At 63.8% G+C, this 17,877-nt stretch carries 17 protein-coding genes; 10 read left to right on the forward strand and 7 right to left on the reverse strand.

The features are described 5' to 3' along the window. Positions 1-63: 63 nt before the first annotated feature. From pqqC to pqqA, 3 genes are all read right to left on the reverse strand, one after another. Positions 64-819 (reverse strand): pyrroloquinoline-quinone synthase PqqC, encoded by a 756-nt coding sequence (gene pqqC / locus JQ616_RS32335; RefSeq protein ID WP_212022379.1) that lies wholly within the window; start codon positions 817-819, stop codon positions 64-66. A gap of 20 nt (positions 820-839) precedes the next feature. Continuing rightward, on the reverse strand, positions 840-1,769 hold the full coding sequence (pqqB, locus tag JQ616_RS32340) for a pyrroloquinoline quinone biosynthesis protein PqqB (protein WP_212021859.1): 930 nt from the start codon (positions 1,767-1,769) through the stop codon (positions 840-842). Positions 1,770-1,914: 145 nt separating this feature from the next. Then, positions 1,915-1,995 (reverse strand): pyrroloquinoline quinone precursor peptide PqqA, encoded by an 81-nt coding sequence (gene pqqA, locus JQ616_RS32345; RefSeq protein ID WP_035635412.1) that lies wholly within the window; start codon positions 1,993-1,995, stop codon positions 1,915-1,917. Positions 1,996-2,318: 323 nt separating this feature from the next. Here pqqA and JQ616_RS32350 point away from each other — a divergent pair, with 323 nt between their 5' ends. The 7 genes from JQ616_RS32350 (at position 2,319) to JQ616_RS32380 (ending at position 8,149) form a co-directional block, all read left to right on the forward strand. Continuing rightward, positions 2,319-2,576 carry a DUF6894 family protein gene (locus JQ616_RS32350; protein WP_212021861.1) on the forward strand — a complete coding sequence of 86 codons (258 nt, stop codon included), beginning with the start codon at positions 2,319-2,321 and terminating at the stop codon, positions 2,574-2,576. Positions 2,577-2,743: 167 nt separating this feature from the next. Next, positions 2,744-4,018, forward strand: coding sequence for a PQQ-dependent sugar dehydrogenase (locus tag JQ616_RS32355; RefSeq protein ID WP_212021863.1), 1,275 nt, complete (start codon positions 2,744-2,746; stop codon positions 4,016-4,018). A gap of 74 nt (positions 4,019-4,092) precedes the next feature. Continuing rightward, positions 4,093-4,659 (forward strand): c-type cytochrome, encoded by a 567-nt coding sequence (locus JQ616_RS32360; RefSeq protein WP_212021865.1) that lies wholly within the window; start codon positions 4,093-4,095, stop codon positions 4,657-4,659. A 72-nt stretch (positions 4,660-4,731) separates the two neighbouring features. Further along, positions 4,732-6,123 (forward strand): amidase family protein, encoded by a 1,392-nt coding sequence (locus JQ616_RS32365; RefSeq protein ID WP_212021867.1) that lies wholly within the window; start codon positions 4,732-4,734, stop codon positions 6,121-6,123. Between the two features lies 1 nt (position 6,124). Next, positions 6,125-6,601 (forward strand): glutathione peroxidase, encoded by a 477-nt coding sequence (locus JQ616_RS32370; RefSeq protein WP_212021869.1) that lies wholly within the window; start codon positions 6,125-6,127, stop codon positions 6,599-6,601. After that, positions 6,598-6,855: a DUF3297 family protein gene (locus tag JQ616_RS32375; protein ID WP_212021871.1), complete on the forward strand. Its 258-nt coding sequence runs from the start codon at positions 6,598-6,600 to the stop codon at positions 6,853-6,855. The genes JQ616_RS32370 and JQ616_RS32375 overlap by 4 nt, the downstream gene beginning before the upstream one ends. Positions 6,856-6,979: 124 nt before the next feature. Continuing rightward, positions 6,980-8,149 carry a mandelate racemase/muconate lactonizing enzyme family protein gene (locus JQ616_RS32380; RefSeq protein WP_212021873.1) on the forward strand — a complete coding sequence of 390 codons (1,170 nt, stop codon included), beginning with the start codon at positions 6,980-6,982 and terminating at the stop codon, positions 8,147-8,149. 73 nt (positions 8,150-8,222) lie between these two features. Here JQ616_RS32380 and JQ616_RS32385 read toward each other — a convergent pair whose 3' ends face one another. Together JQ616_RS32385 and JQ616_RS32390 are read right to left on the reverse strand one after the other, a co-directional pair. Then, positions 8,223-8,534 (reverse strand): hypothetical protein, encoded by a 312-nt coding sequence (locus JQ616_RS32385; protein WP_249137548.1) that lies wholly within the window; start codon positions 8,532-8,534, stop codon positions 8,223-8,225. A gap of 41 nt (positions 8,535-8,575) precedes the next feature. Continuing rightward, a complete protein-coding gene (locus tag JQ616_RS32390) occupies positions 8,576-9,343 on the reverse strand; it encodes an outer membrane protein (RefSeq protein WP_212021881.1) in 768 nt (255 codons plus the stop codon). 713 nt (positions 9,344-10,056) lie between these two features. On the opposite strand from JQ616_RS32390, the gene JQ616_RS32395 reads away from it, so the two are divergent. Both JQ616_RS32395 and JQ616_RS32400 read left to right on the forward strand, forming a co-directional pair. Further along, positions 10,057-11,109 (forward strand): hypothetical protein, encoded by a 1,053-nt coding sequence (locus JQ616_RS32395; protein WP_212021884.1) that lies wholly within the window; start codon positions 10,057-10,059, stop codon positions 11,107-11,109. Positions 11,110-11,415: 306 nt separating this feature from the next. Then, a complete protein-coding gene (locus JQ616_RS32400; RefSeq protein ID WP_212021886.1) occupies positions 11,416-13,785 on the forward strand; it encodes a TonB-dependent receptor in 2,370 nt (789 codons plus the stop codon). A 436-nt stretch (positions 13,786-14,221) separates the two neighbouring features. Here JQ616_RS32400 and JQ616_RS32405 read toward each other — a convergent pair whose 3' ends face one another. Both JQ616_RS32405 and JQ616_RS32410 read right to left on the reverse strand, forming a co-directional pair. Next, positions 14,222-15,574 carry a malonyl-CoA decarboxylase gene (locus tag JQ616_RS32405; protein ID WP_212021888.1) on the reverse strand — a complete coding sequence of 451 codons (1,353 nt, stop codon included), beginning with the start codon at positions 15,572-15,574 and terminating at the stop codon, positions 14,222-14,224. A gap of 214 nt (positions 15,575-15,788) precedes the next feature. Next, positions 15,789-16,589: an AraC family transcriptional regulator gene (locus tag JQ616_RS32410; protein ID WP_212021890.1), complete on the reverse strand. Its 801-nt coding sequence runs from the start codon at positions 16,587-16,589 to the stop codon at positions 15,789-15,791. Between the two features lie 75 nt (positions 16,590-16,664). On the opposite strand from JQ616_RS32410, the gene JQ616_RS32415 reads away from it, so the two are divergent. After that, positions 16,665-17,855, forward strand: coding sequence for an MFS transporter (locus tag JQ616_RS32415; RefSeq protein WP_212021891.1), 1,191 nt, complete (start codon positions 16,665-16,667; stop codon positions 17,853-17,855). Positions 17,856-17,877: the final 22 nt, after the last annotated feature.

Raw genomic sequence — 17,877 nt, forward strand, 5'->3', positions numbered from 1 at the left:
CTAAGTCTCTTTGTCTGAGCATGATCTTTCGGAAAACCGGTTCCCACTTTTCCGGATCATGCTCTAACCCGTCTTCGGCACGAAGGCGCCGGGTGGAATCTGGCCGTCGACATAGGCGTGATAGAGCGCGTCGAGCTGCACCCACAGCACGTTGGTCTTGAAGATCAGCGCGTTGCAGACCGCCTCGCGCTCGGCGGGCGTCTTCGCATGCTGCTTGACGTATTCAAGCGCGAAGCCGGCATCGCGCGGTGCCTGGGTCAGGCGGCGGCTGAAATAGCTCATGATGTCGGGATTGACGAAGTCGTAGTGCTTCAGCATCCCCGAGATGCGTTCCTCATGCAGGTTCGGCGCGAACAATTCGGTGAGCGAGGAGGCGATCGCCTCCAGCGGCGTGCGGTCGCGGCAGAAATGCACATAGGCCTCCACGGCGAAGCGCGTCGCCGGCAGAATGCCTTCGGTGGATTCCACATAGGCGGTATCGAGGCCGAGGCCTTCGGTCAGCTTCAGCCAGCGCTCGATGCCGCCCTCATTGCCGAGATCACCGTCATGATCCTCGATGCGGTGGCGCCATTCGATCCGCGTGTTGCGGTCGCGGAAGCGCGAGATCACCATCGCATCCTTCAGCGGGATCGTGCTCTGGTAGTAATAGCGGTTCAGCGCCCAGGCCTGAACCTGGCCCTTGTTGAGCTTGCCGCCGTGCAGCAGGCGGTGGAACGGGTGCAGGCTGTGATAGCGCGTCGCGCCGATCGTGCGCAGCGTCGCTTCCATCGCCTCGGCGCTGTCGAGCGTGATGCCCTTGCCGATCGAGAGCGCGGTCATTCCAGTGGTAGGCACCATATTCACAGCACGATCTCCGTTCCGTCGGAGGGAATCCGCCAGCCCGCCTGTTCGGCCGCCTTGCGTTCGGCCGAGGTCCCAAGCAGCGCCGGGTTGGAGTTGTTGATATGCAAAAACACTTTTTGCCCGATGTCGAGCCCGGCGAGGCTGGCGATTGCGCCCTGATCGCCGGACATCGCGATATGTCCCATGCCCTGGCCGGTCTTGTTGCCAAGACCCGCCGCGATCAGCTCGTCGTCGCGCCACACCGTGCCGTCGAAGAACACCAGGGGCGCGCCCTTGAGCCGCGCTTTCAGGTCGTCGGTCACCCGGGCGCAGGCGGCCAGGAAGTAGAAATATTTGCCGCTATGCTTGTCCGCAATACGCAGGCCGAGCGTATCGCCGACGCCGTCGGCGCCCGCCGGGTGCGCCTTGCCCTCGAGATACCAGGCGCCCTTGCCGGGAACCTCGAACGGCAGCACCTCGAGCCCGGACGGCGATCCGTCGGGCAGGGTCGGCTCGAAGGCCTGCTCGACCGCAATCGGCAGGCGGGCGACGTTCTTTTCGCTGAGCACGTTGAAGATGCTGTTGGAGCGCAGGATCGCCAGCACCCGCTCATGCGCGTAGATCGCAAACGGCGAGCCCTCGCGCATCGACAGCAGCCCGGCGACGGCATCGATCTCGCTATTGGTGAGGATGACGCCGGCGATCGGGCTATGGCGCAGGGCGCCGTGCTTCGGATGCAGCTGCGGCGTCGCGGTCAATTGCTGGCGCAGATCGGGGGAGGCGTTGATCAGGAACCAGTGCGCGCCGTCGCCACTGACGGCGATCGAGGCTTGCGTGCTCTGCAATTCCGGATGGTCGCTTCGCGCCGTCCTGCACACGGCACAGCCGCAGTTCCACTGCGGAACGCCGCCACCCGCCGCGGCACCCAGGACGACGACACGAAGCATGATCCGTCCCCTGGAGAGTTTTTCTCGAACCCAGAAACGTTACGAGGTGGACCCCGGATTTGAAACACACCCCCTTATGCGGGAGCGCGTTACGCCCGGATGTCCACCTGCGCTAAAACGCTAAACGTGTATAGGGCGCTGCCGCTTACTTGCGGGTGGCGCACATATACATGTTGATTTCCATGCCGACCGACACTTCGACGATCTTCGGTGCTTTCCAGGCCATTTGGCTCTCCTTGTTGCAACCGGACGAACTTTCCGCCCTGAAGACTAAACTACTGCGGTTCGAAAAGTTCGCCACTTAAATTTTTCGCAAGGAGTCCTGGGGAACGGCATGTTGCACTGCGAAGGGCAAATCCGGCCCACTCACAAATTTGTGCGCACCTTTCCCGTCAAAACCCGGTGGCATCAGACCTTTTTACTGTTGTTCGCCACACGGTGAATGGTGATCTTGGATTAACAAACAGGGGCTAGCGGTCCTCCGAAGGTCCTGATGACTAAACTGTGCTCCCGCGCGACGGGAGCGACTAACCGAGCCGAGTTCAGCCGATGCCACGCTATTTCTTCAATACCCGTATCGGCGACGAGCTGATTTCCGATCCCGACGGCGAGATCTTGCGCGACCCGGATCGTGCCTGGGAAATGGCGCGGGCGATGATTCGCGAGCTGCTCAAGACCGAGGGCGCCGACGGCGCGCTGCTCAGCGCGGTGATCGAGGTGACCGACGACGAGGGCGAGATCGTGCTGGAGTTTCCCTTCACCGAGGCGATGCTCGATCGCCCGGATCGTTCGATGACAAGGCACTGACGCAGCCCGACACGCCGGCCGGCTACAACCATGCGTTGGCCGATGTCTGGCATGTTTCCGATTGCAATTGTCCGGACAAATTCGCAAGACTATGAACGGAAAGCCGAACCGCGCCGGTCGACGTCAATGGCGCAAGCAACAACGGCTTCCACCCAGGGGAGATCATCATGAAAAAACACTCGTTCGCACCGCGCAGCCTGCTGCTCGCGGGTGCCATGCTGGGGGCGTTCACGCTCTCTGCTGCGGCGCAACAGCCAGCGGCCGCGCCCGCCGCAGGCACCGCGCCGGCCGCCCAGCCGTTGCCGCCTGGCTCGCCCATGATCGGCCGTCCGGACAATGAAGCCGCCGCCAAGCTCGCGCCGGTGGCGCCGCCGCCGCTGCCGTCCGCGCCCGACAAGCTGCCGCTTGCCAAGCTCAAGGTGCCGGCCGGCTTCAATGTCGAGGTCTATGCCGCAGGGATGGCCAATGCGCGCTCGCTGGCGCTCGGGGACAAGGGCACGGTGTTCGTCGGCAGCCGCCTCGTCGACAAGGTCTATGCGATCGTCAACAAGGACGGCAAACGCTCGGTCAAGGTGATCGCCTCCGGCCTCTACCGCCCGAACGGCGTCGCCTTCAAGGACGGCACGCTCTACATCGCCGAGCTGTCGAAGGTCTCCAAGATCGACAAGATCGAGGACAATCTGGACAATCCGCCGAAGCCTGTCGTGATCTACGACAAGCTGCCGAAGGACGAGGCGCATGGCTGGAAGTTCATCGCCATCGGTCCCGACAACAAGCTCTATGTCCCGGTCGGCCAGCCCGGCAACAACGTGCTGCATGATGCCGATCACGGCCAGATCCGCCGCATGAATCTCGACGGCTCCGGCGCCGAGGTCTACGCGCTCGGCGTGCGCAACTCGGTCGGCTTCGACTGGAATCCCGAGACCAAGCAGATGTACTTCACCGACAACGGCCGCGACTGGCTGTCGGAGTCGGTGCCGGAAGACGAGCTCAACCGCGTCACCAAGGCGGGCGAGGATTTCGGTGCGCCCTACTGCTACCAGGGCAACATCATCGACCAGGAGCTCGGCTGGGGTAAGTCCTGCAAGGACTACACGCCGCCGGTCGGCCTGATGGGCCCGCATACCGCCTCGCTCGGCATGCGCTTCTACACCGGAAGCATGTTCCCGAAGGCCTACAAGAACGTGATCTTCGTCGCGCGTCACGGCTCCTGGAACAAGTCGCAGAAGCAGGGCGGCGACGTCGCCGTGGTCAGGCTGAACAAGGACGGCACCGTGAAGTCGGTCGAGCCGTTCATGACCGGCTTCCTCGAGGACAACAAGTATGTCGGCCGCCCGGTCGACGTGATGCTGCTGAAGGACGGCTCGCTGCTGGTCTCCGACGACTGGAACGGCGCGGTCTATCGTGTCAGCTACGGCAAGCCGAAGGTCGCCAATCAATAAGCTGAAACCGGCGATCGGGGGCAGCGCGTGCTGCCCCCGATTTTCTTTTTTGAAGTGCATGCAAGGATGGACCGATGCGCAAGCTCGCACTCGCCGCGGCGCTCGCCGCGCTCAGCTTCTCCGCCAATGCCGAGACCATCCAGGAGCGCGCTGTGGCGTGCTTTGCCTGCCATGGCGAGCATGGCACGTCGGAAACCGAGAACACGCCGTCGCTCGGCGGCCAGCAGGCGCCCTATGCGCTGATCCAGCTGTTCATGTTCCGCGAGAAGCTCAGGGTGTTCGACCCGATGAACGAGATGGCGAAGCCGATGACCGACGACGATCTGCGCGCCTTCTCCGATTTCATCGCCACCCTGCCGAAGCCTGTGCCGCCTGCGGACGCCGGTGATCCCGCGCGGATGGCGCGTGGCCAGGCCTTGGCGCAGCAGAACCACTGCAACAGCTGCCACAACACCGATTTTTCGGGCAAAGACAACGTCCCCCGCATCGCCAACCAGCGCGAGGACTACCTCGCCAAGACGCTGGCCGAATACAAGGACAACAGCCGCCACGGCTACGACGCCACCATGGCCGACGTGATGCAGACGGTCACCAAGGAGCAAATCGGCGACCTTGCCTATTACATCGCGCATGTCCGCTGAAACATCAGGCGGCGGGAAGCTGGCCTTGCTGTTCGTGTGGGGCTAAAACGCCTGCGTCATACGGAGTGTCTCATGCAGGATATTTGGCGTCTGTCGGCGGCCGAGCTCGCCTCCCTCATCAAATCGAAGAAGGTCTCGGCGAAGGAAGCGGCCGAGGCGGGGCTTTCCCGGCTCGACGCGGTCAACCCGAAGCTCAACGCGGTGGTCGATCACCGGCCGGACGACGTGCTGGCGCAGGCAGCCAAGGTTGATGCGGCAATTGCGCGCGGTGAGGCGGTCGGGCCGCTCGCGGGCGTACCCATCACCATCAAGGTCAATGTCGACCAGGAGGGCTACGCCACCACCAACGGGCTGAAGGCGCAGCGCGACCTGATCGCCAAGGTGGACAATCCGGTGGTCGCCAATCTGCGCAAGGCCGGCGCTGTGCTGCTCGGCCGCACCAATTGTCCGGCGGTATCCTATCGCTGGTTCACCACCAACCTCATTCACGGCGACACCAAGAATCCGCGCGATCCCGGCATCACGCCGGGTGGCTCGTCGGGCGGTGCGGGCTCGGCGGTCGCGGCCGGCATCGGCCATATCGCACATGGCACCGATATCGCCGGCTCGATCCGCTATCCGGCCTATGCCTGCGGCGTGCACGGCCTGCGGCCGAGCCTCGGCCGTATCCCGGCTTTCAATTCGGCGTTGCCGGAGCGGCCGATCGGCCCGCAGATCAGCGCGGTGTCGGGCCCATTGGCGCGCACCGTCAACGATCTGCGCATCTCGCTCGCGGCGATGTCGGCACCCGATTATCGCGACCCCTGGTATGCGCCGGTGCCGCTCGAGGGCCCGCCGCGCGAGAAGCGCGTTGCGATGTGCCTCAATCCCGACGGCCTCAACCCGGTGCCGGAAGTGGTCGCAGCGGTGGCCGATGCCGGCAAGCGCTTGCGAGATGCCGGCTGGATCGTCGAGGAGATCGACGACACGCCGTCGCTGCGTGAGGCGGCCGAGATCCAGACCCGGCTCTGGCTCGGCGACGGCTACGAGGCCCAGCTCGCCTTTGCCGAGCGCGAGGGCGACCCCGGCGCGCTGGCCTGCCTGCGTGGCGTCCGCGCCCGGGTGCATCCGTTCGACCTGTCGCAGGCACTGACCCGCCGCGCCACGCTGACCCGCGACTGGTTCGCCTTCCTCGATAAATATCCGGTACTGCTGATGCCGGTGTCCGGCGAGCTGCCGTTCCCCGATCATCTCGACCGCAAGGACGAGTCATCGTTCGCGCGGGTGTGGCACGCGCAGCTGCCGCAGATCGCGATCCCCTTCATGGGGCTGCCGGGGCTCGTCGTCTCCACGGGCCTGGTGGGACGGATTCCGGTCGGCGTGCAGCTGGTGGCCGCGCGCTACCGCGAGGACCTCTGTCTTGCGGCAGGCGAGGCGATCGAGGCCGGCGGCACGCCGTCGGCGGCGATCGATCCGGCGGTTTAAAATGGCGACGGTTTACGATTTCACCGCAAAGTCGCTCGCCGGCGAGGACATGCCGCTGCGGCAGTTCGAGGGCCAGGTGCTGCTGATCGTCAACACGGCAAGCGCCTGTGGGTTCACGCCGCAATACAAGGGGCTCCAGGAGCTGCACGCAGGACTTGCGCCGCGCGGCTTTGCCGTGCTCGGCTTTCCCTGCAACCAGTTCGGCGCGCAGGAGCCGGGGACGGCCGAACAGATCGCCACGTTCTGCGAGACCAATTACGCGGTAACGTTTCCGATGTTCGCCAAGATCGATGTGAATGGCTCAGGCGCGCATCCATTGTACGAACACCTGAAACGTGAGAAGTCGGGCCTGCTCGGGCCGGCGATCAAGTGGAACTTCACCAAGTTCCTGGTCGATCGCGCCGGCAAGGTCGTGGCGCGGCATGCGCCGACTGCCCGGCCCGAAGGATTGAAGAAGGATATCGAGGCGCTGCTATGAGCGACGACACCACCAACGACCAATTCCCCGACCGCCTCTCGGTCGATCCCAATAGCCCGTACTACAACGCGGACATTCTCTCGCGCGATGTCGGCATCCGCTTCAAGGGAGCCGAGAAGACCAATGTCGAGGAATACTGCATCAGCGAAGGCTGGGTGCGTGTCACCGCGGGCAATGCCAAGGACCGTTACGGCAATCCACTGACCATCAAAGTGCACGGTCCGGTCGAGCCGTATTTCAGGGATAAGAAGTAACCACCGCCATTCCGGGATGGTCCGAAGGACCAGACCACAGATGCGCAATTGCGCATCGGGGAATCTCGAGATTCCGGGTTCGTCCTTCGGACGCCCCGGAATGACGACAAGAGAAAGCACCACCATGTCCGTCCGTATCGTCGACGTTCGCGAGGTCACGAAGCCGATCTCCTCGCCGATCCGCAACGCCTATATCGACTTCACCAAGATGACCTCGAGCCTGGTTGCCGTGGTCACCGATGTGGTGCGTGACGGCAAGCGGGTGGTCGGCTACGGCTTCAATTCCAATGGCCGCTACGGGCAGGGCGGTCTGATCCGCGAGCGCTTTGCGCCGCGGCTCAAGGAAGCCGATCCGAAATCGCTGCTCGACGCTACGGGCGACAATCTCGATCCGGACAAGGTCTGGTCGACGCTGATGTCGAACGAGAAGCCGGGCGGCCATGGCGAGCGCTCGGTTGCGGTCGGCACCATCGACATGGCGGTGTGGGACGCGGTCGCAAAGATCGCGGGCAAGCCGCTGTTCCGGCTGCTCGCCGAGCGCCACGGCGTGAACGCCAATCCGCGCGTCTTCGTCTATGCAGCCGGCGGCTATTACTATCCGGGCAAGGACCTCGGCGCGCTGCGCAAGGAGATGCGCGGCTATCTCGATCGCGGCTACAATGTCGTCAAGATGAAGATCGGCGGCGCGCCGCTCGCCGAGGACCGTGAGCGCATCGAGGCGGTGCTGAAGGAGATCGGCAGTGCCGCGCAGCTTGCCGTCGACGCCAATGGCCGCTTCGATCTCGAGACCGCGATCGCCTACGCCAAGATGCTGCGGGAGTATCCGCTGTTCTGGTACGAGGAGGCCGGCGATCCCCTCGATTACGCGTTGCAGGCCGCGCTCGCCGAATTCTATCCCGGCCCGATGGCCACAGGCGAAAACCTGTTCAGCCATCAGGATGCGCGCAATCTAATCCGTTACGGCGGCATGCGGCCGGATCGCGACTGGCTGCAATTCGACTGCGCGCTGTCCTACGGACTCTGTGAGTATCAGCGCACGCTCGAGGTGCTGAAGACGCACGGCTGGTCGCCGAGCCGCTGCATCCCGCATGGCGGCCACCAGATGTCGCTCAACATCGCGGCCGGCCTCGGCCTCGGCGGCAATGAAAGCTACCCCGATCTGTTCCAGCCCTATGGCGGCTTCCCGGACGGCGTCCGCGTCGAGGGTGGCCACATCGTGATGCCCGAGCTTCCCGGCATCGGCTTCGAGGGCAAGTCGGATCTCTACACGGAGATGAAGGCGCTGGCGGAGTAGGGAGCGCGGTCCTTGCGACGACGCTCCCTGTAATCATGCAGCGAGGTTTGTGATCCTCGCTGAGCCGACCGCATCAGTCGCAGACCCGCAGCGTGCGGATGCGCCAGCCATAACGTGTATGCACGCGGCGCCGGACCAGATAGCAGCCGCCGCCATCGTAGGGATAACCGTAATACGGATAGCCGCCGTAGTAGCCGGGCCCGAAGTAGAAGCCGGGACCGAAGCCCCAGCCATATCCGCGATAAAAGCCACCGCGATAGAAGCCGCCATGGAAGCCACCGCCGCCATGGAAGCCGCGCGCCGAGGCCGCGTTGGCGGCAAGCATTCCGATCGACGCCACGGCAACGACGAGGATCGCCTGGCGCAGCAGTTTCAGTTTCAGCATTCCTTGCAGTCTCCCCTGCAGTCTGTCTTGCGGATCACGCGCTAGTACCCGATGCCGGGCGCGCCGAAGCGGTAGTTGATGCGCGCGGTGACGAGGTCGATGTCCTGGCTGATATCCTCGTTGCGGGTGTTGACGCCGAGATTGGCGGGAGCGACGCCGGTAAAGGCGACATTGCCGGTCCCCATGAAGAGGTGGTCGTATTCGAGCGCCAGCGACCAGTTCGGTGCAAAGCCATATTCGAAGCCGACGCCGATGGCGCCGCCCCAGCGGGTATCGTTGGCCGTGCCGAGTTCGATGCCGGTTGCGTTCGACCAGCCGGAATACTGGTTGTCGGTGACGGCCGCGCCGCCCTTCACATAGAGCAGCGCGTTGTTCCAGGCATAGCCGATCTGGCCGGTGAACAAGCCGAATGCGTCGGTCTTGGTCTGGTTGGTGATGTTGGGAAACACCAGGCTCTGGCTCGACCCTGAGAGATCGGCCCAGTTGCCCTGCGCTTCGACGCCGAACACCCACGATGCGGATTGCCAGCGATAGCCGATCTGACCACCGACCGTGCCGCCCGAATTGCTGGCGCAACCTTCGCCGACGCTTGGGCTGACCTGTGTGCCGAACAGAGCCGTGTTGTTCCAGCAATTCCTGTCCCATCCACCGCCGCCGTTGAGGCCGACATAGAAGCCGCTCCAATCGTAGGCAGGCGAGATCATCGGTGGCGCCTTGGTCGGCATATAAGTGCGCGGAGCGAGATCAGCTGCAAAGGCCGGCGTGCCGATTGCTGCGAGGCCGGCAATGCCGAGCAGAATTTTTTTCATGATGAAGTCCCCTGCGGTTTCACGACCAACCCCGCCGGCGAGCATAAGGAAAGCGCTGTCGATGTATCGTGAAATTGTCGCAAGCTCGATGAATGTCGGATTGTGAAACTGTTTCGCGTCACGCGTGTTCGTGATGTCAGCGCGGTGTCAGGATTCGACAGCGATGCTTGCAATTGCTGTGGAGAATCCTGCACACATCGTCGTTGCGTTGAGCTCAGCCAATCTGATCGTCATCGTCAGCAGCAAAGCGCAATGTTCGAGACAAGCTTCCGACATGCGGAAGATAGCGAAGCACGTTCGCGTTGACCCAAGGCGCATGTCCAAGTCGCATGTCCAAGTCGCATGTCGAAGTCGCACGCCGAGCGATCGACCGTCTTCGCTCTTGAGCAATTCGTTCACCGTCGTGCATCTCTCGCAATGTCGTCGAGGCGATACCGGCAACCGGTGCTGTCAGGTTGATGCCCGGTGAATGACGACCCGGTAATCGGCGGCACCGAGTGCGCCGGTTGGTTGCCGCCCCGATCTCCACGCGAGGGGTGGACCGCATGCCCGAGAAGCCGGTTTGACGAATGAGATCGGTTCACTTGTCAAAATATTTTGAGCGCCGCTCAATAAATTATTGAACGTTGCTCATATTTGCGTATACTCATGTGGGAAGGCGCCCGTTCCGGATCCCCGGGGGAGGCGCGGAACTGGCCGTAAGGGATAGCCGCATGCCGTATTCAGCGAAGGATCTCCGGGACGCCGCCGATGCCGGGGCGATCAGCGCCGCCGACCTGGAGCGCTTGCTGGCGTTCCTGACAAGCAGCGGCAAGGCCGGCGAGGCCAGCCCGACCGCCAAATTCGATGCTGCGCACGTGCTCTGGTACGCCGGCGCGCTGATCGTGATCGGCGCCATGGGGCTGTTCTCGACCCTGGCCTTCACCCAGATGGGCGGCCGGGCGCTCACGGTCTGTGCGATCGCCTATGCGGTCGGCTTCACGGTGGCAGGTCACCACCTCTGGTACGACAAGAATTTGCGGGTTCCCGGCGGGCTGTTGATCGCGATCGCGGTCTCGATGGCGCCGCTCGCGGTCTATGGCATCCAGGACGAGCTCGGCTGGTGGGGCAAGTTCGGCAAGCCCGGAACCGTGCAGGACTTCTACGTCTGGGTGAAGGGCAGCTGGATCTTCATGGAAATCGCGACCGTCGCCGCCGGCGCCGTTGCGCTGCGCTACTACCGCTTCGCCTTCATCGTCGCGATCATGTCGGTTGCGCTGTGGTTCATGTCGATGGACCTGGCGCCGTGGTTCAGCGGCACCGCCTATGCCGATTTCGAGATGCGGCGCCGGGTGTCGATCTGGTTCGGTCTTGCCGTGCTCGCGGTGGCGTGGATCGTCGACTATCGCAGCCGCAACGGCGACTTTGCGTTCTGGCTGCATCTGTTCGGCCTGATGGCGTTCTGGGGCGGCGTCAGCGCCTCCGAAGGCTCGACCGAACTCAGCAAGGCGGTCTATTGCCTGCTCAATGTCGGCCTGATCGTGATCGCGGTGATCCTGATGCGGCGCGCCTATGCGGTGTTCGGCGCATTCGGCATCTGCCTCTATCTCGGCCATCTCGCCGACGTCGTGTTCAAGGACTCGCTGTGGTTTCCGTTCTCGCTGTCGCTGATCGGAATTGCCGTGATCGCCGCAGGCCTGCTCTACCATCGCAACGAGCGTGCGATCACTGCCTGGATCGACACCCATCTGCCGGCGGGGTTGCGGCCGCAATCCGCGACCGCGTGACGCCGGTTGCTCATCGAGAGGCGGCTTTAGAACCGCTACAATCTGGAATTCCTACAAGAAAGGCGGCGCGCGAGCGCCGCTCTTCGTTTCCATACGCAAATCCGGAAGCCGACAGAAACCATTTGTATTCTTGACTTTTCCAACCCTGCGCTCGCTGCGCGCAGCACCTGCGGCTCTTCGTCGCGATTTTATTCCGTCGTCACGCAAAAATTTTCCGGGCCGTGTCGTCTGGACGCACGGCACTTCACGTCTCTAGAGGACGCGCATCGCCTTCGCGCAAGGCGAGAGTTGCTTGGGGACGACGTCATGACATCAAGATCAAAAAACAATCGTCGCATCGCTTCGCTTGCGAAGCTGTCGCTGCTCACGGCGAGCTATTTCGCGCTGAGCGTCCCGCTCGCGGCAAGCGTACAAGCGCAGTCGACACCGTCGCAAGCCGGTGCCTCGTCGTTGCCGCCGGTGACGGTCAGCCCGCCGGCCACGCAACGCCGCCGCAGCGCGCCGTCAACGTCGCGCAATGCTGCCGCCACGCGAGGGCGCCGGACCCAGACCACACGGCGGATCGAGCCCGCGGCCGCGGCAAGGCCGTTTGCGGAGACGCAGGATACCCGCACCGGCACATCGGGCTATTTCGCGAACAGCACATCGGTTGCGACCAGGACCAACACCGCGATCGTCAACATCCCGCAATCGCTCAACGTGATCACGCGGGAGCAGATCCGCGACCAGAACTATCAGGGCGTCACCGACGTCACCCGTTACGTCCCCGGCGTCGCCGTGCATCAGGGCGAAGGCAATCGCGATGAGCTGGTGATCCGAGGCGTCGATTCCAGCGCCAACTTCTTCGTCAACGGGTTTCGCGACGACGTGCAGTATTTCCGCGACATGTATAACGCCCAGAGCATCGAGGTTTTGAAGGGGCCGAGCGCCCTGACTTTCGGCCGCGGCGCCGGCGGCGGGCTGCTCAACCGCACGCTGAAGGAGGCCGACGGCAATCGCGTCTACGAGGCGACGGCGCAGACCGGCTCGTGGGGCGATCGCCGCGTCACGCTCGATGCCGGGCAGGCGATCAACGAGAACGTCGCAGCAAGGCTCAACGTGTTCTACGAGGGCGCCGACGCGTTCCGCGATTTCAACCATCTCGAGCGCTACGGCATCAATCCTACGGTGACGCTGAAGCCCGACGACAACACGAAGATCAAGCTGAGCTACGAGTATTTCCACGACGAGCGCACCGCCGATCGCGGCAATCCCTCGCAGGGGCTGCCCGGTGGCGCGACCCGCTTCAATCCCACGACGCCGTTTGCGCCGAATGGCGACTTCTCGACCTTCTTCGGTAGTCCCGCCCTGAACACCGCGCAGGCGACGGTGCAGACCGGGATGGCAATCATTGAGCACGATTTCGAGAACGGGCTGACGGTGCGCAACGGCACCATCGCCGCCGACTACCAGAAGTTCTATCAGAACGTCTATCCGACCGGCGGCGCGCTCGCCGGTGCGGTCAACCCGGCGGATACCGCGGTCAATCTCGGCGCGTATCAGCACACGACCAACCGCGACAACGTCTTTAACCAGACCGATTTCACCTACAAGACCTGGACCGGCCCGCTGTTCCACACCGTGGGTTTCGGCACCGAGTTCGGCCGCCAGAGCGGGGTCGATATCCGCAACACTGGCGTGTTCCCGAACGGCACGAATACGATCGTGCAAAACCCGTTTGCGCCGACCTATTTCGGTGCGGTGAATTTCATCCACCATTTCACCGGCACCAACACCGACGGCGTCACGACGCCGGACTCCAACAGCCGCTACGCGCTGAACATCCAGTCCGGCTATGTCAGGGATACCATCGAGATCTCGCGTGCCGTGCAGATCATCGCCGGCGCCCGGTTCGACCGCTTCGACATGTCGGCGACCGACATGAACACCAACATCAATCGCGGCCGGGTCGACAATCTGGTGTCGCCGCAGGGCGCGCTGATCATCAAGCCGATCGATTCGATGTCGGTCTATACCGCCTACAGCATCTCCTACCTGCCGGCATCGGGCGACCAGTTCAGCTCGCTGACCGACGGCACGCTGATCCTGCAGCCGCAGCGCTTCGAGAATGTGGAGCTCGGCATGAAGTGGAACATCAATCCGAAGCTGCTGTTCTCGACCGCGGTCTACAATCTGAACCGCACCAACCAGCCGATCCCCGACGGCAACAACCCCGGCTTCTTCTTCCCCTCCGGCAGCACGCTGACCCGCGGCGTCGAGGCGAGCCTGTCCGGTCATGTCACCGAGCAGTGGCAGTCGTCGCTGGCCTATGCCTACACGGATGCGAAGATCACCGGCGCGACTTCTGCAACCGTCGTGCCCGGCAACCGCGTGCAGCTCGTGCCGTACAATCAGTTTGCCTGGTGGAACAAGTATCAGTTCACGCCGATGTGGGCGGCCGCGCTCGGCGTGATCTATTTCGGCGATTCCTTTGCCTCGTCCGACGACACCGTGCGGCTGCCGAGCTTCGTCCGCTTTGATGCTGCGGTCTATGCCAAGATCGACGAGACCTGGAGCGCCCAGCTCAATGTCGAGAACATCTTTGACAAGGGCTATTGGGCGTCCGCCGACGGCAACAACAACATCTCGCCGGGACAGGGCCGGACGGTAAAGCTGATGGCGCGGGCGAGGTTTTAGGCTCTGAGAGCGCCGACTGCCGCGTCGTCATTGCTGTCGACGTTCACCGCCCCGTCATCCCCGCGCAAAGGCTCCGCCTTTGTCGCTGGAGGAGCGCGAAGCGGCGTCCCGAAAGATCGACGGCCACCGGCCGGGCCGTGCATCGTTCGAGGCTCGCTCCGCTCGCACCTCAGGATGACGTAACTGAAGGCGGGACAACGTGTCCGACGTCGTCCCTGCGAAAGCAGGGACCCATAACCACAGGGTTTAATTGTTGAGGAAGGCGGTGGCCCCAGCCCTGCGCAACAATGGCCTTCGGTGGTTATGGGTCCCGGCTTTCGCCGGGACGACACTGAATGTTTGGTGCCGCTCCTCCGCCATACATTCACATCCTCTCAGGATGAGGGTGTTGGAATGCGAACACTCTCCGCTATGACGGGGATGGAGTTGGGTCTCGTCACCCCAGCCGCATATCCAGCAGCCGGCGGCCTTCGCCTTTCAGCAGCTTCTTCACCGCGCTCGAGGCGATCACCTCGCCATTGTTGGCGTAGGCCTCGTGGTTCTTCTCGATGTCGTCGAGGCGGTAGAGGTAGTTGACCATCACGCCGGCGGATTCGCGCAGGCCCTTGGGCGAGAGGTCGCCGAGCCAGTTGATCCGCTCCAGCCGCGCGCCGTTGCCGAGATGGAAGCGCGCGACCGAATCGATCTGCCGGCCCTTCGGCGTGCGGGCCTTCAGGAAGTAGTAGGCGGCGAGCGGCTCGAGCAGCGCGCGCAGCTGCGCGGTGAGCTCGGCGTTCTCGAACCAGTCCGGCTTGCCGAGGCTTTCCAGCAGCTGGCGGTCCTCGTCGGTCAGCGGCACGTCATCGGCCTGCTTGACCCACTGCATGAAGCCCGGCACCGGCGACAGCGTCACGAAGTTGTCGAGCTTGGGCAATTCGCGGCGCAGCTCCTCGACCACCTGCTTGATCAGGAAGCTGCCGAACGAGATGCCGCCCAGGCCGCGCTGGGTGTTGGAGATCGAGTAGAACACCGCGGTGCGGGCCTTCTCGACCGGCACCGGCTCGCGCTCTTCCGCAAGCAGCGGCGCGATCGCGCCCGGAATGGCTTCGGTCAGCGCCACTTCGACGAAGATCAGCGGCTCGTCGGCCAGCGCCGGATGGAAGAACGCGTAGCAGCGGCGATCGATCGGATCGATGCGGCGGCGCAGATCGTCCCAATCGCGGATCTCGTGCACGGCCTCATAGCGGATGATCTTTTCCAGAATATTGGCCGGCGACGACCAGTCTATCCTGCGCAGCACGAGAAATCCCCTGTTGAACCAGGATGAGAGCAGATGCACCACGTCGCGATCGAGCGCGGCGAGATCCTTGTTGCCCTTCATCAGTGAAAGCAGATCGGAGCGGATCGACACCAGCTCGCCGGTGCCGCCCGGCGCGCGGTTAAGCCGGCGGATCAATTCCTGGCGGCGCGGCTCGGAGGCGAAATGCAAGTCGCTGGCGTCGTCGCCATTGGCATTGGCGCGCCAGGTGTCGATCGCCTGTGCGAGCCTGGCGTGATCGGGGCCGAAATCGCGCGCCAGCGTCTGGAAGAACGACAGCCGGCCGGCGGCATCGAGGTGGTGGTAGCGATCGAGCACTTCGCGCGCCATTGCGGTACCGGAAGCCTCGCCGCGGCCGGACAGCAACGCCTCGCACAATTCCAGCAGCTCGGACGCATCCTGCTTGTCATTGTTCGGGCTGGCGCGGCCGAGCAGGACGCGGCCGCGTTCGGAAATCGTCGAGAGCAGGTCGGAGAAGAAGGCGTTGGCCATTTGCGGGTCGTATCCAGCAGGTCGTATCCAGTGAAGCCGGACCTTACACGGGATTTAAGGCCGGGAGGACTGCAATCAAGCGCATGGATCGTACGGAAATATGTCGCAGCTAGATAACTCGTCATGGCCGGGCTTGACCCGGCCATCCATCTCTCTGGAAAGGAATTCTTTGAAGGTTGATGGATACGCGGGTCAAGCCCGCGTATGACGAGCGTCACTGCTTCTCCGCGAACGCGGTCGGCGTCTTGCCGGTGACCTGGCGGAACGCGTGGGAGAATGCCGGCACGCTGGCATAACCGAGGTCGGAAGCGACCTGCTTGACCGAGACATTGGCGTCGGTCGACAGCCGCTCGATCGCCGCCGCGATGCGGGCGCGCTGGCACCAGCTCTTGAAGGAGAGTTGGGTTTCCGCCGCGAACAGGCGCGACAGCGTCCGCGCCGAGGTGCCGACCATGCGCGCCAACGCATCGATCTCGTGATCCCTGGTCGGATCGGCCAGCACGATGTCGGCGGCGCGGCGGCAGCGCGGCTCCTGCGGCAGCGGGATGAAGGTCGCGGAGTCCTCCGCCTGGTGCAGCTCCAGCATCACCAGCCTGATCAGCAGCTCGGTGCGCTCGCGTCCGCAAGAGGCGTCGAACAGCGCGAGGATCGCCTGGTGCACCAGCGGCGACACCCGCACCACGAATTCATGGCCAAGGCTGTCGCTGCGCTTCTCGCGCGCGAGCCAGGCCTGGTCGAAATACAGCGTGCGCATCTCGATGTCGGCGAGGACGTCGATCGCGTGCGGCAGCAGGGCAGGGACCCACACCGCGCGGTCCGGCGGAACCAGCCAGCGCCCCTGCGGCGTGGTCACCTGCATGGTGCCAGAGGCGGCATAGACCAGCTGCGCCTCGCGGTGCATGTGCGGGTCGAGGCGGATGCCCTTCCGGTAGTTGCGCGCCACCATGTGGACGCCGTCGCCGGTGACGCGCCGGTCGTTGTGGAGGGCTCTTATTGGCGGTTCAGCGATAGTCATTGGCGACATCCCGTCAGGACAAGCACCTATAACCTATTTCCGAGCAATTGAAGAATCGCGTGAGAGAACGTGTCCATGAACGGTCCAAGCAACAGTCCGAGCCGGGTGATCAGCTTCGTCAACGCCGGCCATTTCATCGATCACTATGCGATGCTGATTTTCGCCGCCGCGGTCATCATCATGGGCCCAGCGCTCGGCATGGCCTATTCGGAACTGTTGCCCTACGCGACCCCGGGCTTCATCGCCTTCGGCGCCGGCTCGCTGATCACCGGCTGGCTCGGCGATCGCTGGAGCCGCCGCCACATGATGCTGATCTTCTTCGTCGGCATCGGCTTGTCGATGATCTCGGTCGGCTTCGTGCAGACGCCGCTGCAACTCGGCGCCGCGTTGCTTTCGATCGGCGTCTTTGCCTCGATCTACCATCCGGTCGGCACCGCGATGATCGTGTCCTATGCCGAGAAGCTCGGCGCCCAGATGGGGATCAACGGCGTCTGGGGCAATCTCGGCGTCGCCTCGTCGGCGCTGGTCACCGGCGTGATCGGCCAGTATCTCGGCTGGCGCTGGGCCTTCATCGTGCCCGGCACGGTCACCGTGCTGATCGGCATCGCGTTTGCGATGTCGGTGGTGCATGAGGACCGCAAGGGCTCCAGGCAGGCCGCGGCGCAGGCGCGGGTCGCCAAGGAAGACATGTGGCGCGTGGTGCTGTCGCTGTTGATCGTGGTGATCGCGATCTCGACCACCTTCAACGCAGTGACGGTGGCGCTGCCAAAACTGTTCGCCGAACGGCTCGCCGATCTGACCAAGAGCCCGGCGCTGCTCGGCGTGATCGCGGCCGGCGTCTATGTGTTCGGTGCGATGACGCAATACACCATCGGCAAGCTGCTCGATAAGCATTCGCTGAAGACGGTGGCGCTGCCGCTGTCGTTCATGCTGGCGCCGTTCCTCTATCTGGCAGCGAGCCTGTCCAACCTTCCGCTGATCGTGGTCTCGATCGGCATCGTGATGGGCGCGTTCGGCCAGGTCACGGTGAACGATGCCATGGTCGGCAAGTACACCACAGAGGAATGGCGCTCGCGCGCCTATGCGGTGCGCTATTTCGTCGGCTTCACCGCGGCGGGCGCCTCCGTCGGCCTGGTGGCCTGGCTGTACGACCAGGGCGGCTTCTCGATGATGCTGCGCGCCTTCGCGGCGCTCTGCCTGCTGGCGATCGCGGCCGCGATCATCCTGCCGCGCGAGATCCGCACCCCCGCCGCGCAAGGGGGCTGATACCGGGCGTTTTTGCGGCGGT

Origin of the sequence: Bradyrhizobium tropiciagri (genome assembly GCF_018130545.1) — a bacterium.
GTDB lineage: Bacteria > Pseudomonadota > Alphaproteobacteria > Rhizobiales > Xanthobacteraceae > Bradyrhizobium > Bradyrhizobium tropiciagri_A.

What these genes read in the sequence shown, in the direction of transcription:
- pqqC (WP_212022379.1), bottom strand. Translation starts at nt 819, where the DNA reads ATGACCGCGCTCTCGATCGGCAAGGGCATCACGCTCGACAGCGCCGAG.
- pqqB (WP_212021859.1), bottom strand. Translation starts at nt 1,769, where the DNA reads ATGCTTCGTGTCGTCGTCCTGGGTGCCGCGGCGGGTGGCGGCGTTCCG.
- pqqA (WP_035635412.1), bottom strand. Translation starts at nt 1,995, where the DNA reads ATGGCCTGGAAAGCACCGAAGATCGTCGAAGTGTCGGTCGGCATGGAA.
- JQ616_RS32350 (WP_212021861.1), top strand. Translation starts at nt 2,319, where the DNA reads ATGCCACGCTATTTCTTCAATACCCGTATCGGCGACGAGCTGATTTCC.
- JQ616_RS32355 (WP_212021863.1), top strand. Translation starts at nt 2,744, where the DNA reads ATGAAAAAACACTCGTTCGCACCGCGCAGCCTGCTGCTCGCGGGTGCC.
- JQ616_RS32360 (WP_212021865.1), top strand. Translation starts at nt 4,093, where the DNA reads ATGCGCAAGCTCGCACTCGCCGCGGCGCTCGCCGCGCTCAGCTTCTCC.
- JQ616_RS32365 (WP_212021867.1), top strand. Translation starts at nt 4,732, where the DNA reads ATGCAGGATATTTGGCGTCTGTCGGCGGCCGAGCTCGCCTCCCTCATC.
- JQ616_RS32370 (WP_212021869.1), top strand. Translation starts at nt 6,125, where the DNA reads ATGGCGACGGTTTACGATTTCACCGCAAAGTCGCTCGCCGGCGAGGAC.
- JQ616_RS32375 (WP_212021871.1), top strand. Translation starts at nt 6,598, where the DNA reads ATGAGCGACGACACCACCAACGACCAATTCCCCGACCGCCTCTCGGTC.
- JQ616_RS32380 (WP_212021873.1), top strand. Translation starts at nt 6,980, where the DNA reads ATGTCCGTCCGTATCGTCGACGTTCGCGAGGTCACGAAGCCGATCTCC.
- JQ616_RS32385 (WP_249137548.1), bottom strand. Translation starts at nt 8,534, where the DNA reads ATGCTGAAACTGAAACTGCTGCGCCAGGCGATCCTCGTCGTTGCCGTG.
- JQ616_RS32390 (WP_212021881.1), bottom strand. Translation starts at nt 9,343, where the DNA reads ATGAAAAAAATTCTGCTCGGCATTGCCGGCCTCGCAGCAATCGGCACG.
- JQ616_RS32395 (WP_212021884.1), top strand. Translation starts at nt 10,057, where the DNA reads ATGCCGTATTCAGCGAAGGATCTCCGGGACGCCGCCGATGCCGGGGCG.
- JQ616_RS32400 (WP_212021886.1), top strand. Translation starts at nt 11,416, where the DNA reads ATGACATCAAGATCAAAAAACAATCGTCGCATCGCTTCGCTTGCGAAG.
- JQ616_RS32405 (WP_212021888.1), bottom strand. Translation starts at nt 15,574, where the DNA reads ATGGCCAACGCCTTCTTCTCCGACCTGCTCTCGACGATTTCCGAACGC.
- JQ616_RS32410 (WP_212021890.1), bottom strand. Translation starts at nt 16,589, where the DNA reads ATGACTATCGCTGAACCGCCAATAAGAGCCCTCCACAACGACCGGCGC.
- JQ616_RS32415 (WP_212021891.1), top strand. Translation starts at nt 16,665, where the DNA reads ATGAACGGTCCAAGCAACAGTCCGAGCCGGGTGATCAGCTTCGTCAAC.